Genomic DNA, 16,284 nt, shown 5'->3' with positions numbered 1-16,284 from the left:
GTTGTCCAGCGGAATGGCCTGTCTCCTGGCGGCCCGGCTGGCGGCAATCTGGCTTTGCCTGAGCCATCGCTATCCTGAATGGCGCCTGCGGCGGCTGGCCGAGGGGCGGTCGTCCGGTCCCCTCGCGTTCGGGATGCTGCACGCCAATCCGCTGTTCGACGGCCAGGGGTTTCTGGATTGGCACCACCCGCGCAACCGCCGCGAACGCATCCGGCTTTACGCGGTGGGTGCGGTTTTTCTCGCTCTGGCTCTTCTGGTTTTCTGGGGACTTGCCGCCGCGGTAGGCGGCATGTGAACGAAATGGGAACGACAGGCTTTCCCGAGCGCGGATGCGGGGCTATGGTGCGGGCATGAGCAATTTCGACGACTCGGACGCTTTCGAGGCCGCAGCCGCGCCGGTGCCGCTGTCCCAGCGGGCAATCGGTGCGCGGCCTGTGCCCTATCTTGACGGGCTTAACCCCGCGCAACGTGCAGCGGTCGAGGCGCTGGATGGTCCGGTCCTGCTGCTTGCCGGTGCGGGCACCGGCAAGACCCGGGCGCTGACCACGCGTATCGCGCATCTGCTGAACCTTGGCCGGGCCCGGCCGGGGCAGATCCTTGCCGTGACCTTTACCAACAAGGCCGCGCGCGAGATGAAAGAGCGCGTCGCCCGCCTTTTGGGCGAGGCGGTCGAGGGCATGCCGTGGCTTGGCACCTTTCACTCGATCAGCGTCAAGATCCTGCGCCGTCATGCCGAGCTGATCGGCGATGGTGAGCTGCACCTGAAGCCCAGCTTTACCATCCTTGATACCGACGATCAGATACGACTGCTCAGGCAGCTTATTCTGGCCGGGAATATTGATGAAAAACGCTGGCCAGCGCGTCAGCTTGCCCATTTGATCGACAGCTGGAAAAACCGCTGCCTGTCCCCGTCGCAACTGCCAAGGGGTGAGGAGCGTGCCTTTGACGGCTGGGGTGGCCGGCTTTACGCGGCCTATCAGCGCCGTTTGCTGGAGTTGAACGCCACCGATTTCGGCGACCTGCTGATGCATTGCGTACATCTGTTCCAGGCCCATCCTGATGTGCTGAGATCCTGGCAGGATCGGTTCCGTTATATCCTCGTTGACGAATATCAGGATACCAACGTCGCCCAGTATATGTGGCTGCGGCTTTTGGCGTCTGCTCATCGCAATATCTGCTGCGTTGGCGATGATGACCAGTCGATCTATGGCTGGCGCGGGGCCGAGGTTGGTAACATTCTGCGCTTTGAGAGTGATTTTCCCGGTGCGCAGGTGATCCGGCTTGAGCAGAACTATCGCTCGACCCCGCATATTCTTGCCGCGGCTTCGGGGCTGATTGCGGCGAACCGTGGCCGGCTTGGCAAGACGCTGTGGACCGAGGTCGAGGGGGGCGAAAAGGTCCGCCTGATCGGTCATTGGGACAGCGAGGCCGAGGCACGCTGGATCGGGGAAGAGATTGAGGCTTTCCACGGCGGGCATCGTGCGGCACTCGGTCGGCGCAATCTGAACGACATTGCCATCCTCGTACGGGCCAGCCATCAGATGCGGGCGTTCGAGGACCGATTCATGACCATCGGTTTGCCCTATCGGGTGATCGGTGGTCCGCGCTTTTATGAGCGGGCCGAGATTCGCGATGCCATGGCCTACTTCCGGCTCGCGGTCAGCCCTGCCGATGATTTGGCGTTTGAGCGGATCGTGAACGTTCCCAAACGTGGTCTGGGCGAGAAAGCCGTTCAGACCATTCAGCGCGAGGCGCGCGAGCGGAATTTGTCGCTGCTGGAGGGTGCGGTTTCGACGGTTGCGACCGGCGCTCTTGGCGGCAAGGGTGCGGCGGCGTTGCGTCAGTTCACCGAGGCGATGGGCCGCTGGCATGCCGATGCGCTGGACAGTCGCGTCAGTCATGTCGAACTGGCCGAGCGGATTCTGGACGAATCCGGCTATACCGCCATGTGGCAGAACGACAAGTCGCCCGATGCTCCGGGTCGTCTCGAAAACCTCAAGGAGCTGATCAAGGCTCTGGAAGAGTTTGAAAATCTTCAGGGTTTCCTTGAGCATGTCGCGCTGGTCATGGACAACGACTCTGGCGAGCAGACCGATGAGGTCAGTATCATGACCCTGCATGCGGCCAAGGGTCTGGAATATCCCATCGTCTTTTTGCCGGGGTGGGAGGACGGCCTGTTTCCCAGTCAGCGCAGCATGGATGAAAGCGGGCTGAAGGGGCTCGAGGAAGAGCGGCGGCTTGCCTATGTCGGGATCACTCGCGGGCGTGAGCTGGTGACGATCAGCTTTGCCGGCAACCGTCGCATGTATGGGCAATGGCAATCCAGCCTGCCGTCGCGCTTTATCGACGAACTGCCCGAGGATCACGTTGAGGTGCTGACGCCGCCCGGCCTTTACGGTGGTGGTTATGGTGCGGCGGCGCAGCCCTTTGCGCCCTCGGCTATCCATGAGCGTGCGGCGCAGAGCGATGTCTACAACTCTCCGGGCTGGAAGCGCATGCAGCAGCGCAGCGCCGAACGCGCGCAGCCTGTTCATCGCACCCCGGTCGTGATTGATGCCGAACCTGCGGCGCGGTTTTCGGTCGGGGATCGGGTGTTCCATCAGAAGTTCGGCAATGGCACGATCATGGGCATTGCCGAGGATACGCTGACCGTCGAATTCGCCACCGGTTTCAAGACGATCAAGGCGGGCTATGTGCAGCCCGCCTCGCAGGCCGGTTCGGGTGGTGCGATGGACGACGTGCCGTTTTAAAGCGCGGCGCGCACCACCTCGGCCAGTGTCGCGGTCGGTCGGCCTATCAGGCCGGTCAGGGTGCGGCTGTCGTCAAAAAGCGCACCCTCCGCAGCTTTGGCGTCCCAGTCGGCGATGGCGGCGGCCAGCCCTTCCGGCAGGCCGGCACCCGTTAGCGCGGCGGCATAATCGTTCTGCGACAGGTTTTTATAGGGAATGGTCCGACCGGTTTGGGCAGAAAGCTCGGCTGCGAGTTCCGCCAGCGTCCAGCCATTGTCACCGGCAAGTTCATAGACCTTACCAAGATGGCCTTCACCCGTGACCACTTTGGCGGCGGCCTCGGCATAATCTGCGCGCGCGGCGGCCGAGATCCGGCCCTCGCCGGCAGCACCGATCAGCGCGCCATGTTCCAGCGCAGCCGGGAATGCGCCGGTGTAGTTCTCGGCATACCAGCCATTGCGCAGGATCGTATGGGGAAGGCCCGATTCGGAGAGCAGCTTTTCAGTCACGACATGTTCATCGGCAAGGGACAGGGGCGTACGGTCGGCGTGCAGCAGGCTGGTATAGACGATCTGGCTGATGCCGGCGGCCTGGGCAGCCTCGATCACGGCGCGGTGCTGGACAGCGCGTTTGCCGACCTCGCTTGCCGAGATAAACACCAGTCGATCCACGCCAGCCAGCGCGGTGGTCAGCGTCTCGGGGCGGTCATAATCAAAGGCGCGGGTCTCGACGCCCAGATCGACGGCCTTTCCGGGGTTGCGGGCCAGCGCGACGACTTCATTTGCGGGCAGCAGTTCTTTCAGGCGGGCGGTGATCAGGCGGCCAAGCTGGCCGGTGGCTCCGGTAACGGCGATGGTCATGTCATTTCCTTTCGCAAATGCTTGTGCAGCGAGAGGTAAAAGCATTACTATTAAAAAGTAAGTACTGACGGAGGTGTTAGTGTGAAAAATTCTGAAACCGGTTGCCGGGGGAATCTGATGGCCGCGGAATGCCCGTCGCGCGATGTCTTGCGGCGGCTGACCGGGCGCTGGGGGATGCTGGTCCTGCGCGTGCTCTCTGACGGGCCGCAGCGGTTTTCCGGCCTGCGGCGGCAGATTGGCGGTATCAGCGAACGGATGTTGGCCCAGACTTTGCAGGGGCTGGAGGCCGACGGCATGGTGCTGCGCCGCGATTTCCAGACTGTTCCGCCACATGTGGAATATGCGCTGACGCCTTTGGGGCATGAGGCAGCGACGCGCGTCGATACGCTGCTTGGCTGGATCGAGGACACATTGCCCCAGATTGCGCAGGGTTGGGCACAGGCTTGACCCGGCCTTTGTGCGGGCCTATCTGGACCTTGCGCGGATGGCCGGATGACCGCGGCGGCAACGTCGAGGAAAGTCCGGACTCCATGAAGGTGCGGTGCCGGGTAACGCCCGGCGGGGGCAACCCCAGGGAAAGCGCCACAGAGAAGAGACCGCCCATGCACGCATGGGTAAGGGTGAAACGGTGGGGTAAGAGCCCACCGCGGGGCTGGCAACAGTCCTGGCATGGCAAGCCCCACCGGGAGCAATGCCGAATAGGGACCGCGCGTCGCAAGACAGGGCTGCCTTCGCCCCAGCAGGTCCGGGTTGGCAGCTAGATCCCGTCAGTAATGGCGGGACCAGATGAATGGTCATCAAAGGGGGTAACCCCGGAACAAAATCCGGCTTACAGGCCATCCGCGCATATCTGACCCTTTTGCCTTGCAGATCGGCCTGAAATCAGGTGATTCCCGGTTGACTTCGCCTGCTGTGCCGCTAAAAGGCGGGCTCCAAGAGAATTCCACGGGGTTCGCGCCATGCGTCTTGCCCCGCAGCAGGAGCGAAACAGATGGCGAAGCCGACGACGATCAAGATCCGTCTGAACTCGACGGCCGGGACCGGGCATTTCTATGTCACCAAGAAAAACGCCCGCACGATGACCGAAAAGATGTCGGTCACCAAATACGACCCGGTCGTGCGCAAGCATGTCGAGTACAAAGAAGGCAAGATCAAGTAAGATCTTCCTTTACGGAACTTTTCTGAAACCGCGTCCCTTCGGGGGCGCGGTTTCCTTTTATGGCCGTGATTTCCCGCCCATGGGCGCGGCTTAATGAAAGTCGCGCGATTTCGGCAGGATGCGCACCTTGCGCGGATGGCTGGGCCGGGGCTGGGGCAGCGTGGCGGGGGCCTCTCCGGCCAGGCGCAACAGCGCGTCCGAACGGTCCCCCAGCCAATGGGCGATGACATGGGTCACGCCATCGGCGCGCTGAAGCTGGCCGCGGATTTCCAATAGGCGGGCGCTCATCGCTACTTTGCGGAACTGGCCAAAGGTCTTTGCCCAGATCACCAGATTGGCGACGCCGGTTTCATCTTCCAGCGTGATGAAACAGGTGCCATTGGCGCTGCCCGGGCGCTGGCGGACCAGCACGATTCCGGCCATGCGCAGCCATGCCCGGTTCGGCAGCCGTGCCAGAGCGGCGGCGGGCGTATAACCCTGATCGGTCAGGCTGCGGCGCAGAAAGGCCATGGGATGGGCTTTCAACGACAGGCGCAGCGTCTGGTAATCGGCGGTGACCTGCTCACACAGCGGCATGGCAGGCAGAGAGATTGCAGGTTCGGCCCCTTCGTCCCGGCGGCCAAAAAGCGGCAGCTCTGGCGCATCGCGCAACGCCCGCGCCTGCCACAGCCCCGCCCTGCGGTCGAGGTTCAAAGAGCGTAGCGCATCGGCGGTCGCGACCTGACGGATAGTCCGGGTATCAAGGTCGGCGCGGCGTTTCAGATCGGCCAGATCAGTATAGGGGCCGCCGCGGCGCGCCTGCACGATACGCTCGGCCGGGGCTCTGGCCAGTCCGTCGATCTGGCGCAGGCCAAGGCGCAGGGCAAAGGCACTATCGCAGGGCTCCAGCGTATTGTCCCATTCACTGATATTCACATCGACCGGCAGCACCGTCACACCATGTTCGCGTGCGTCGCGCACAATCTGCGCCGGGCCATAAAACCCCATGGGCTGGCTGTTGAGCAGTGCGGCAGCAAAGGCGTCCGGGTGATGGCATTTCAGCCAGGCCGAGACATAGGCCAGATGGGCAAAGGCCGCCGCATGGCTTTCCGGAAAGCCGTAATCGCCGAATCCCTTGATCTGGTTAAAGCACCGTTCGGCGAATTCGCGGTCATAGCCGCGCGCGACCATCTTTTCGACCATGCGGTCCTGTAGCTGCCCGATCGTCCCGCGCGAACGGAATGTCGCCATGGCCTTGCGCAGCTTATCAACCTCGGCGGGGGAGAACTGCGCTGCGACCATGGCAATCTTCATCGCCTGTTCCTGAAAGATCGGCACGCCCTTGGTGCGTGACAGGATGTTTTTCAGCTCATCGGGATCGCCGTCGCGGGGGCCGGGATATTCGACATCCTCCTGCCCGCTGCGACGCCGCAGATAGGGATGGACCATATTGCCCTGAATCGGGCCTGGCCGGACGATGGCGACCTGAATGACCAGATCATAAAACGTCCTGGGCTTCAGTCGCGGCAGCATTGCCATCTGTGCGCGGCTTTCGACCTGAAAGGTGCCAATGCTGTCACCTCTTTGCAGCATCTCATAGGTAGGTTGATCGTCATGGTCGAAATCCGAAAGCGTCAGGGTCTTGCCATGATGCGCCCTGATCAGGGCAAAGCATTTGCGGATGCAGGTCAGCATCCCCAGCGCCAGCACATCGACCTTAAGGATGCCAAGCTCATCAATGTCGTCCTTGTCCCATTCGATAAAGCTGCGATCCGGCATGGCGGCATTGCCGATGGGCACGGTTTCGGACAGGGGCCCCTCGGTCAGCACAAAGCCCCCGACATGCTGGGACAGGTGGCGAGGCATACCGATCATTTCATCTGCCAGCCGGACCGTCCGGCGCAGGACAGGGTCGTGCAGATCAAGCCCCGCCTGATCGGTCGAGGCTGCGCTCATATCCTTGCCCCAGCTGCCCCAGACGGTATTGGCCAGTGCCGAGGTCACATCCTCGGACAGGCCCATGACCCTGCCAACCTCGCGTATGGCGCTGCGGGGGCGGTAATGGATCACCGTGGCGCATAGCCCGGCACGGTCGCGGCCATGGCGCTGATAGATGTGCTGGATGATCTCTTCGCGCCGCTCATGCTCGAAATCGACGTCGATATCGGGCGGCTCGGTACGGGTCTCGCTGATGAAACGCTCAAACAACAGCTCATGCCGGGCCGGATCGACCGGAGTGATGCCAAGCACGAAACAAACCGCTGAATTCGCTGCCGATCCGCGCCCCTGATACAGAATACCCTGCGCCTTGGCGTAGCGGATGATGTCGTGAATGGTCAGGAAATATTGCGCGATGTTTTTCTTGCCGATCACGGCCAGTTCCTTGACCAGAGTCGCGCGAACCTTTTCGGGCACACCTTCGGGATAGCGCCAGGCCGCGCCTTGCCAGGTCAGGTTTTCAAGATGCTCTTGCGGGGTAAGACCGGGAGGCACGCTTTCGCGCGGGTATTCATATTGCAGTTCGTCCAGCGAAAAGGTGCAGCTTTCGGCGATCTCGCGCGTCGCGCGGATGGCGTGCGGCCAGTCCGAGAACAGCCGCACCATTGCGGCCGGGCTCTTCAGGTGCCGCTCGGCGTTTTGGGCAAGCAGCAGGCCCGCGCGGTCGATGGTGGTGCCCTCGCGGATGCAGGTCATGACATCCTGCAGCGGACGCCGCTCGGGCGCGTGGTAATGGACATCGTTCACCGCGACGATTGACAGGCCAGCTGCCTGCGCTGCCCGGTCAAGGCGGTTGATACGGGACCGGTCGTCGCCGCGATACAGCCAGCTTGCCGCGACATGGGACAGCTGCGGCAGGCGTTCGGCAAGCCGGGGCAGGGACGTCAGGTCATTGCCCGGCAGCCAGATCAGGCGCATGCCTTGGGCGTGGCTGGCAAGATCGTCAAGGTTCAGATCACAGCGGCCCTTTCCTTGCCAGTGCCCGTCAAGATCATGCCGTCGTCCCTTGGTGATCAGTGACGCAAGGCGGCCGTAAGCTGCGCGGTCGGTCGGATAGGCCAGAAAGGCGCTGCCATCGGCCAATACGATCCGCGCCCCGATTACCGGACGCAGGTGCAATTGTTTTGCCGCCGCATGCAGGCGTACCACTCCGGCAAGGCTGTTCAGATCGGCTATCCCCAGCGCGTCATAGCCCAGATGACAGGCCGTCAGCGCCAGCTCATGGGGATGCGAGGCACCATGCAGAAAGCTAAAGGCACTGGTCACCGCCAGTTCGATGTAATCAGAGGGCGGGTTCGGGCGCTTGACCTGGGGCAGCGGGATCTGGGGACGGGCGTGATGTTCGGGCATCAGGCAAAAATCCCGTGCAGGAACCATCGCGGAGCGCCGCCACGGCCGTCATGGATGAGCCCCTCGCGATAGATCCACAGGCGCAGGCCAGTGTCATCCTCGATGCGGAAATAGTCGCGCAGCCGGGTGCCGGGACGGTCGCGCCACCATTCCGGCGCGATCCTTTCGGGTCCGGCATGGCGGGCGACGCGCAGGGTCTGGCGGCGCCAGATGAATTGCGCGGGCGGCCCCTCGGGAATGACGTAGAGGACGCGGATTTCCTCGGCTGGAGACAAGAGCCGGATCGGCCGGTCCGCGCGTGCAGGCGGGGCGGGAATGGCTGCAAGCGGCGGGCCGGGGATTTCGGCCCGTTCGGGGATGTGGCTTTCGTGTGGCAAGGGGCGGCTGATTGCGGTTGGGCCAAAGCGAGCCGCCAGCCTGTCCACCAGCCGCGCGAGTGCAAGGCCCGAAGGCGCGGCACCATCAAGGCCGGGCTGGGCGGTGGTCAGCGGCTCGACCGCCTCGGCGGCAAGGCGGATCAGGTCGAAACCATAGCCGGGGTCCAGCCGCTCTGACCGGCCGTCAAAAAGGCGCAGCAGATGCGCGGCTTCGCGCGTGGGGGCGGCCATCGAGACACGGATATCGCGCCGTTCACCATCAATGCGAAATACTGAAAGGCACAGCCGCCGACAGCCGCGATCCGCCGCCGCAAGCTGCGCACAAAGCCGTTCAAGCAGTTCCGGCAACCAGTCCGAAGGGTCGACGACCGGTTCGGCCAGCCGCGCCTCGGCGGCGAACTCTGGCGCGGGTTCGGGCGCATCCAGCGGCTCGGCCGCGCGTCCCAGCGCCTGATCCAGCCGGATCAGCGGGTTGTCCTGCGCGCCTGCGCGGGCAAAGCGGCGCATCAGCGACAGGCGCGGGATAGCCGCCAGATCACCGATGGTCTTTAGCCCAAGCCGCCGTAACAACAGCTGCGTTTCATCCGACAGTCGCAGCCCGGCGACCGGCAGGGGTGCCAGCGCCGGCAGAGGGTCAGTGCAAATCGCACGTTCTGGACCAAAGCGAGCCAGCGCCCATGCCGTGCCGCGCGTGGGTGCCAGCGCCAGTTTTGCTGTCAGCCCTGCGCGGGCAAAATGCGCCTGTATCCGGGCCAGCATTGCGGCCTCGCCCCCGAACAGATGGGCGGTGCCTGTGGTGTCGATAAGGATGCCGTCATCACCGTCCGGCGTGCTCCACGGTCCCCAGCGCCTCGCCCAAAAGGCAAGCCGTGCCAGCCTTGCTGCATCCTGTTCAGGTTCGGCCTGCTCAATGCGCAGCGCGGGGCAGATGGCGCGGCTGTCCACAGCGCGGGCCCCGATGCGAGCTCCGGCCTCTTCGGCGGCGCGGTTCACTGCATGAATGACAGGGCCATGCGTGCCGGGAACCGAAAGCGCCAGCGGGACTGTCTCGGGCCAGTCGTCACCCCGCTTTGCGGCGCGGCTCAGCCAGCTTTCGATCGCCAGCCGGGGCAGAGAAATCGAGACGATCCGCCGCCCGGTCATGGCGCACCAGCCAGGTCGAGGGGGGCTGACCACGCGCCCGGAACAGCTCGGCCAGCCACAGCGGATCGCCGGGCGCATACGGGTCGTCGGGATCGGAGGCCGAGGGCAGGGGTGCCAGCCGCCAGCGCATCCGCGCTGCGCTGGCCTCGGGGCGCGCGGCATGACGGATCAGCCAGCAGGGCAGTCCCGCCGCCTCGGCCCGCAGCGCCAGCCGTCGGCTGGCGGTAAAGCTTAGCGCCGGGGCATGGCCATGAATCTCGCCCACCACGGCCGCAAGCGCCCGGCTTTGCAGCCCGTCTTCCAGCGCAGCCAGCACATCGGCAGGGCGCGTCAGGTCCAGCCTTAACAAGTCGCGGCCCATACCGGGCAGGAAGGGTGCGCCGAATTCGGTCCGGCTCAGCCGGTCTTGCACCCAAAGCACCCGCCCTGGCGGCAGTGTGGCCAGCACGAATCCCGGTGCAGCCCCGGTCAGGGGGCGGGTGCCAAAGGCTTCGGACAGGATTGGTGCGGTCAGAGAGGGCACCACGGGGACTGGCGCCCGTCCGAAAGGCGCCACCCCGATAGGGAAAGGGCGTGCGGACATGGTTTAGCCATATGTTTCCGTTTTGTTCTTAGCGCGCGCCCCGCAGATTCGTCAATCGCGAGAAAACAGGATCGCCCCCTTGTGAAAGCGGCCTGTCGTTGGCTGACGTGACCGGCACTGATCTTCTGGACCAGCGCACGATGGCGCTGGCTGCCCTGCGCCAACTTCGCCATACGTTGCTGCCACCAGCCTACGGCTTCCGCACGCGTAACGTCTGCTTAGCCTTGTCGGGCAGCGTATCTTTGCTGTCGACGACAAAAGCGCGGCGGAAACGTTCAGGGCGACGACCCAAACAAGAGGTCATGCAAATGTCACGCAGTTGCGTAACCTGGCCCGTATCGCCGGATGTGCTTCATACTGGCGGACGGATATACGGTGAACGGTCTATGAAGCTCTACCTGAGCAGCCACGTCACCCCCACGGGGGCCATCAAGACCACAGCCACCCCAGCATACTATGGGCGGGACGATGACACCAAGGGCTGCGGCGTCAGCAACCAGCGCAACAACGAACTGAGTGATCGCCAAGAAGATTCTAGAGGCAGTGGACCGGCTTGAGCACCAGCGCGGGGTGGACATGATCGGCCTGGAACTGAAGATGCTGCCCCGCAAGATGGAAAATTACAACAAGGCGCAGTGCGACCGGATCAAGGTTCAGGCCGCCCTCGCAGGCGCAAAACTGAAAGGCAGACCAACGGCCTAAGCGCATGACAGCTAGTGGGGTAATTATGACCCGGACTTGCGCAAATTACGCTACAATTTCAATATAATACATGGGAAAATGGCAGCCCGTAGGGGAGTCGAACCCCTCTTTTCAGGTTGAAAACCTGACGTCCTAACCGATAGACGAACGGGCCACTTTCTTGTTCCACCGGGCGCTGCCCTGCGGTGTGGGGCGGTATTTAGGTCCTCTGTCCCAAGGCTGCAAGCGGAAAAATCGTCTGGCTGCAAAGTTTTTCTGCCAGACACTTGCCGGGCTCACTCGACCGGTGCAGCATCATCAAGGCGCAGCCGCACGCGTTCACGCCCGCCCCATTGCGACAGCTCAAGCTTGCCCGCCAGATGAAAGCGTCGCCCCTTGGCACCCAAAAGCGCGGGACCCAGAGGGCCGCTCATCGCCCCCCAACCGACGGCTTCCAGAACCGGACTGCCGGGGCTGCGGAAACGCAGGCGTAAATGGCTGTCGCCCATGGTTGCGGCGCTGTCGATCAGCTGCGCGGCAAAGGCAAAGCGTGGCGCTGGTGCCGCCTGACCAAAGGGGCCGGCCCGTTCCAGCATCTGCATCAGCTCGATGGTCGCGCCGGCAGGGTCCAAAAGGCCCGAGATGCGCAGTTCACCCGCGCCGGGGCGGTCAGACATCTCTCGTGCCAAAAGCTGCGAAAGCCGCTCCATCGCGGCGGGGATCTTTGCCTCTTCGACCGTCAGGCCCGCCGCCATCGCATGACCACCACCTTTAAGCAGCAGCCCCTCGGCCGTAAGGCGCTGAATGGCGCGGCCCAGATCTACGCCGGGCACGGATCGTGCCGAGCCTTTGCCGATGCCATTTTCAATCCCGACCACCACCGAGGGCAGGCCGGTCGCCTCTTTCACCCGCGCGGCGACAATGCCGACAACGCCGGGATGCCAGCCTTCGCCTGCCGCCCAGGCGACACAGCCCGTATCGCCAGTAGCCTGAACACGCGCCTCGACCTGGGCCAATGCTTCGTCACGTACCGCGGATTCGATGGCGCGGCGGTCGCGGTTCAGCGCGTCCAGCTCGGCCGCCAGCCGTTCGGCCTGTCGGCTATCGGTGCAGGATAGGCAGAGCGCGCCCAGATCGGCCTTGCCGACCCGGCCACCGGCATTGATGCGCGGTCCCAGCAGAAAGCCGAGGTGAAAGGCATTCGGTGCCGAATCAAGCCGCGCTGCATCAGACAGCGCCACAAGGCCCGGTCGTTCGCGCCGCGCCATGATCAGCAGCCCCTGTCGGACAAAGGCACGGTTCACCCCAATCAAGGGCGCCACATCCGCGACCGTCGCCAGCGCCACCAGATCCAGCATGGGAATCAGGTCGGGCTGGGGATGACCACCCTGACGCAGCAGGCTATTGCAGCGCACCAGCGCCAGAAACACCACACCTGCGGCGCAAAGATGGCCAAGGCTGCCGTCCTCATCGGCGCGATTGGGGTTCACCACAGCCAGAACGGGGGGCAGGGTCTCCCCTCCCTGGTGGTGGTCCAGCACGATGACATCGCAGCTGGCTGCTGCCAGAGCCTCATGACTAAGCGTGCCGCAATCGACGCAGATAATCAGGTCGTGATCGCGCGACAGCGCCGCGATGGCGGGGGCGTTTGGTCCATAGCCTTCGTCGATACGGTCCGGGATATATAGGCTTGCATCGCGTCCCTGCCGACGTAGCCAGTCAAGAAGCAGTGCTGCTGAGGCGCCCCCGTCCACGTCGTAATCGGCAAATATAGCAATGCGCTGCTTACTCAGAACCGCCGCCACCAACCGGTCGGCTGCCTTGTCCATGTCGCGCAGTTGCGAGGGGTCGGGCAGCAGATCACGCAGCTTGGGATCAAGATAAAGCGGCGCTTCATTTGCGGGCACACCGCGAGCAGCCAGGATCCGGCAGACGGGCAGGGGCAGGCGGCTGTCCTGCGCCAGTGCTTCGGCAGTGCGCTCCAGCGCAGCCTCGGGGCCACGCCACAGCCGGCCGGTCAAAGAAGAGGTGACGGAAAGAAAGGCGGTCATGTGGGCTTCATCCCCCATGACCGCCTGCTGTTCAACCCTGTCCCGTGCTTAGCGGATCGGATTGCGATAGATCATGCGCCGCACCGAGCCGGTTTTTGAACGCATGAGAATGGTTTCGGTCTGCAGATAATGCGGCTCACGCTTCACGCCGGCCACGATCGAGCCGTTGGTGACGCCGGTCGCGGCAAAGATCACATCGGCGGTCACCATCTCATCGCGCGAATAAATACGGTCAAGATCGGTGATGCCGGCCTTGGCGGCGCGGGCCTTTTCATCCTCGTTGCGGAACAACAGCTTGCCCCACATCTGCCCGCCCATGCATTTCAGCGCCGAGGCAGCCAGAACTCCTTCGGGCGCGCCGCCCGAACCCATATACATGTCGATGCCGGTCAGTTCGGCCTCGGCGCAATGGATCACACCGGCAACATCGCCATCGGTGATCAGGCGGATGGCCGCCCCGGTCGAGCGGACTTCGGCGATCAGATTCTCATGGCGCGGACGCTCAAGGATGCAGACGGTGATATCGCCGTCCTTGACGCCGCGGGACTTGGCCAGCGCGCGCACTCGCTCGGCCGGGGACATGTCTAGGCTGACGATATCCTTGGGATAACCCGGCCCGATGGCCAGCTTTTCCATGTAAACGTCGGGCGCATGCAACAGGGTGCCGCGCGGCGCCATGGCGATCACGGTCAGGGCGTTCGGCATGTCCTTGGCGGTCAGGGTGGTGCCCTCCAGCGGGTCCAGCGCGATATCCACTTCGGGCCCCTGACCCGAGCCGACCTCTTCGCCGATAAACAGCATCGGGGCCTCGTCCCGCTCGCCTTCGCCGATAACGACGACGCCCTTGATGTCCAGCATGTTCAGCTGTTCGCGCATCGCATTCACGGCGGCCTGGTCGGCTGCCTTCTCGTCACCGCGGCCGATCAGCCGCGCCGAGGCATGGGCGGCCGCCTCGCTGACGCGGGCAAGGCCAAGCGACAGCATGCGATCGTTGAAATCCTTGGGCGAGCTCATCCGAAAATTCCTTGTGATTTCTGCTTTTCGGGGCTTCTACGCCCCGGCTCCGGAACGGGCAAGCCTGCGTGCGCTAACGGGTCAGTTTTCCGCCAGTTCCAGCGCCAAAGCGTGAATGCGCGGCACAATATCGCCCAGGGTGCGATGCACCAGCCGGTGACGTGCGACATGGTTCAGCCCGGCGAATTGCGGGCTTGCCATGCGGATGCGGAAATGGGTCTCTCCGCCCTCGCGCCAGCCGCCATGGCCGCGATGGCTTTCGCTTTCGTCAATGATTTCCAGACGCGAGGGCTCCAGCGCGGCCAGTCTTTTGTGCATTTCTTTGGCGATCATTCGCTTGCCCCCCTTTCATGTCCTGCGAAATAGCCTAAACTGCCTGTCCCGTTCAGGACAAGGCAGGCAAATGAGCAACAGCGACCCGTTCGGATTCGATATTTCCGCAGCTGCGGACAAAAAGCGCCGGGCAAAGGGCCGGCGTGGCATGTCGGGTGCGTTCGAGACCTCGACCCGGCGGTGCGACAAGGCCGGCTGCACCGAGCCGGGCCAGTATCGTGCACCCAAATCGCCGCGTGCACTTGATGATTACTACTGGTTCTGCAAGGAACACGTCCGCGAATACAACCTGAACTGGAATTATTTCCAAGGTCAGTCCGAGGCCGAATTCCAGGAGTTTCTGGACAATGCCACGGTGTGGGAGCGTCCGACCAAACCCTTTGGCCGCGCCACGCAAGAACGTAAATGGGCGCGTCACGGCATCGACGACCCGCTCGAGATTCTGGGCGCGAACGGCACCAATCCCGAAGTCCGCACCCAGACGGCCCGTAAACTGCCGCCGACAGAACGCCGCGCCCTTGAAATCCTTGAGGCCAAGGAAACCTGGACCCGCGGAGAAATCCGCAAGCAATACAAATCCCTGGTCAAGGATCTTCATCCTGATATGAACGGTGGTGACCGCTCAGACGAAGAACGCTTGCAAGAGGTGGTCTGGGCCTGGGACCAGATCAAGGACAGCCGCAGCTTCAAGGACTGACCGAAAAAAGCCAAGGGCAACCCACCCTTGGCTTCTTTCGTGTCCAAATATCCTGGGGGAGCGCGGAACGCGCGGGGGCAAAGCCCCCCATTGCCTTACAATTCCCGCCTGATGGCCTCAGCCAGATCCGTCCGCTCCCACGAGAATCCACCATCAGCTTCCGGCGCCCGGCCAAAGTGGCCATAGGCAGCGGTGCGGCGATAGATCGGGCGGCACAGATCCAGATGCTCGCGGATCCCGCGCGGTGTCAGATCCATGGCGCGTGAGATGGCGCGTTCGATCTCGGCCTCGGGGATTTCGCTGGTCCCGAAAGTATCGGCATAGATCGACAGCGGCTTTGCCACGCCGATGGCATAGGACAGCTGGATGGTGCAGCGCTTTGCCAGCCCCGCGGCGACCACGTTCTTGGCCAGATAGCGTGCGGCATAGGCGGCCGAGCGGTCGACCTTGGTCGGGTCCTTGCCCGAGAAAGCACCGCCACCATGCGGGGCGGCGCCGCCATAGGTGTCGACGATAATCTTGCGCCCGGTCAGACCTGCGTCGCCGTCCGGCCCGCCGATGACGAAAGTCCCGGTCGGGTTCACCCACCATTCTGTCCGCTCAGTCAGCCATTCCGAGGGCAATACCTCGCGGATATAGGGTTCAACGATGGCACGGATATCATCCGAGGTCTGGGCCTCATCCTTGTGCTGATGCGACAGCACAAGGCTGGTGATCTCGACCGGTTTGCCGTTTTCGTAACGCAGGCTCAGCTGGGACTTCGCGTCTGGCCCCAGCATCGGCTCGGCGCCCGATTTGCGGGCCTCGGCCAGACGACGCAGGATCGCATGCGCATATTGAATCGGCGCGGGCATCAACTCGGGGGTTTCATCGACGGCATAGCCGAACATGATACCCTGATCGCCGGCACCGTCGCGGTCCACGCCCTGACTGATATGGGCCGACTGTTCGTGCAGGTAATTGTGCACATGGCAGGTGTTCCAATGGAACTTTTCCTGTTCATAGCCAATATCGCGGATCGTATCACGGGCGATCTGACTGATGTGCCCCATGTATTCGCCAAGCTTCTTTTTATCGCTCAGCCCGATCTCTCCGCCGATGACCACGGTTCCGGTGGTGGCAAAAGCCTCACATGCGACGCGCGCAGCCGGATCCTCGGCCAGCAGCGCGTCAAGCACCGCATCCGAGATCTGATCGCATAACTTGTCGGGATGGCCCTCGGACACCGATTCCGAGGTGAACACATAGTTCTGTCTGGCCATGAAATTGCTCCGTTAAAATGACGCCGTCACGCCAGGAAGCCGTTGTGACGGTCAAGACGAAGCGTTAG

Annotated in this window: 14 protein-coding genes, 1 tRNA gene, 1 other RNA gene and 1 riboswitch; of the genes, 7 read left to right on the top strand and 9 right to left on the bottom strand. The window is 63.3% G+C overall.

Features of this window, described 5'->3' with window-relative positions:
• The first annotated feature begins 13 nt into the window (after window positions 1-13).
• A complete protein-coding gene (locus F8A10_RS06930) occupies window positions 14-295 on the top strand; it encodes a hypothetical protein (RefSeq protein WP_010392468.1) in 282 nt (93 codons plus the stop codon).
• A 55-nt stretch (window positions 296-350) separates the two neighbouring features.
• Window positions 351-2,750, top strand: coding sequence for an ATP-dependent helicase (locus tag F8A10_RS06925; RefSeq protein WP_152366973.1), 2,400 nt, complete (start codon window positions 351-353; stop codon window positions 2,748-2,750).
• Here the strand turns inward: F8A10_RS06925 and F8A10_RS06920 are convergent.
• Complete coding sequence (locus F8A10_RS06920; protein ID WP_085501091.1) at window positions 2,747-3,589, bottom strand: SDR family oxidoreductase; 843 nt, start codon at window positions 3,587-3,589, stop codon at window positions 2,747-2,749. The genes F8A10_RS06925 and F8A10_RS06920 overlap by 4 nt on opposite strands.
• 117 nt (window positions 3,590-3,706) lie before the next feature.
• On the opposite strand from F8A10_RS06920, the gene F8A10_RS06915 reads away from it, so the two are divergent.
• From F8A10_RS06915 to rpmG, 3 genes are all read left to right on the top strand, one after another.
• On the top strand, window positions 3,707-4,036 hold the full coding sequence (locus tag F8A10_RS06915; protein ID WP_083825807.1) for a winged helix-turn-helix transcriptional regulator: 330 nt from the start codon (window positions 3,707-3,709) through the stop codon (window positions 4,034-4,036).
• Between the two features lie 33 nt (window positions 4,037-4,069).
• Window positions 4,070-4,437, top strand: an RNA gene (gene rnpB / locus F8A10_RS06910) — RNase P RNA component class A.
• Window positions 4,438-4,580: 143 nt separating this feature from the next.
• A complete protein-coding gene (rpmG, locus tag F8A10_RS06905; RefSeq protein WP_010392460.1) occupies window positions 4,581-4,748 on the top strand; it encodes a 50S ribosomal protein L33 in 168 nt (55 codons plus the stop codon).
• Between the two features lie 90 nt (window positions 4,749-4,838).
• Here the strand turns inward: rpmG and F8A10_RS06900 are convergent, their stop codons facing one another.
• From F8A10_RS06900 to F8A10_RS06890, 3 genes are read right to left on the bottom strand one after another with little or no spacing between them, the layout of a single operon-like run.
• Window positions 4,839-8,075 carry an error-prone DNA polymerase gene (locus F8A10_RS06900; protein WP_152366972.1) on the bottom strand — a complete coding sequence of 1,079 codons (3,237 nt, stop codon included), beginning with the start codon at window positions 8,073-8,075 and terminating at the stop codon, window positions 4,839-4,841.
• Complete coding sequence (locus tag F8A10_RS06895) at window positions 8,075-9,595, bottom strand: Y-family DNA polymerase (protein WP_152366971.1); 1,521 nt, start codon at window positions 9,593-9,595, stop codon at window positions 8,075-8,077. Before F8A10_RS06895 ends, F8A10_RS06900 begins: the two co-directional genes overlap by 1 nt.
• Entirely contained in the window at window positions 9,513-10,178 is a 666-nt protein-coding gene (locus tag F8A10_RS06890; RefSeq protein ID WP_152366970.1) for an ImuA family protein, read from the bottom strand. Before F8A10_RS06890 ends, F8A10_RS06895 begins: the two co-directional genes overlap by 83 nt.
• 516 nt (window positions 10,179-10,694) lie before the next feature.
• Here F8A10_RS06890 and F8A10_RS06885 point away from each other — a divergent pair.
• A complete protein-coding gene (locus F8A10_RS06885) occupies window positions 10,695-10,880 on the top strand; it encodes a hypothetical protein (protein ID WP_152366969.1) in 186 nt (61 codons plus the stop codon).
• A 79-nt stretch (window positions 10,881-10,959) separates the two neighbouring features.
• Here the strand turns inward: F8A10_RS06885 and F8A10_RS06880 are convergent.
• The 4 genes from F8A10_RS06880 to F8A10_RS06865 form a co-directional block, all read right to left on the bottom strand.
• Window positions 10,960-11,034: transfer RNA gene (locus F8A10_RS06880), tRNA-Glu, on the bottom strand.
• Window positions 11,035-11,155: 121 nt separating this feature from the next.
• The gene (gene recJ / locus F8A10_RS06875; RefSeq protein WP_010392449.1) at window positions 11,156-12,910 is read right to left on the bottom strand and encodes a single-stranded-DNA-specific exonuclease RecJ; all 1,755 of its coding nucleotides are present in this window, start codon (window positions 12,908-12,910) and stop codon (window positions 11,156-11,158) included.
• A gap of 48 nt (window positions 12,911-12,958) precedes the next feature.
• Complete coding sequence (glpX, locus tag F8A10_RS06870) at window positions 12,959-13,924, bottom strand: class II fructose-bisphosphatase (protein WP_010392447.1); 966 nt, start codon at window positions 13,922-13,924, stop codon at window positions 12,959-12,961.
• Window positions 13,925-14,005: 81 nt separating this feature from the next.
• Window positions 14,006-14,257: a BolA family protein gene (locus tag F8A10_RS06865; protein ID WP_010392445.1), complete on the bottom strand. Its 252-nt coding sequence runs from the start codon at window positions 14,255-14,257 to the stop codon at window positions 14,006-14,008.
• Window positions 14,258-14,327: 70 nt separating this feature from the next.
• On the opposite strand from F8A10_RS06865, the gene F8A10_RS06860 reads away from it, so the two are divergent.
• Window positions 14,328-14,954 carry a J domain-containing protein gene (locus F8A10_RS06860; RefSeq protein WP_010392443.1) on the top strand — a complete coding sequence of 209 codons (627 nt, stop codon included), beginning with the start codon at window positions 14,328-14,330 and terminating at the stop codon, window positions 14,952-14,954.
• Between the two features lie 95 nt (window positions 14,955-15,049).
• Here the strand turns inward: F8A10_RS06860 and metK are convergent, their stop codons facing one another.
• Window positions 15,050-16,216 (bottom strand): methionine adenosyltransferase, encoded by a 1,167-nt coding sequence (gene metK / locus F8A10_RS06855; RefSeq protein WP_010392441.1) that lies wholly within the window; start codon window positions 16,214-16,216, stop codon window positions 15,050-15,052.
• Between the two features lie 5 nt (window positions 16,217-16,221).
• A riboswitch (SAM-SAH riboswitch) is annotated at window positions 16,222-16,270 on the bottom strand.
• Window positions 16,271-16,284 lie beyond the last annotated feature (14 nt).

This window comes from Paracoccus kondratievae, assembly GCF_009301415.1.
GTDB classification, from domain to species: Bacteria; Pseudomonadota; Alphaproteobacteria; order Rhodobacterales; family Rhodobacteraceae; genus Paracoccus; species Paracoccus kondratievae.
The sequence above is the reverse complement of the archived record's forward strand: the minus strand, read 5'-3'. Positions and strand labels throughout refer to the sequence as shown.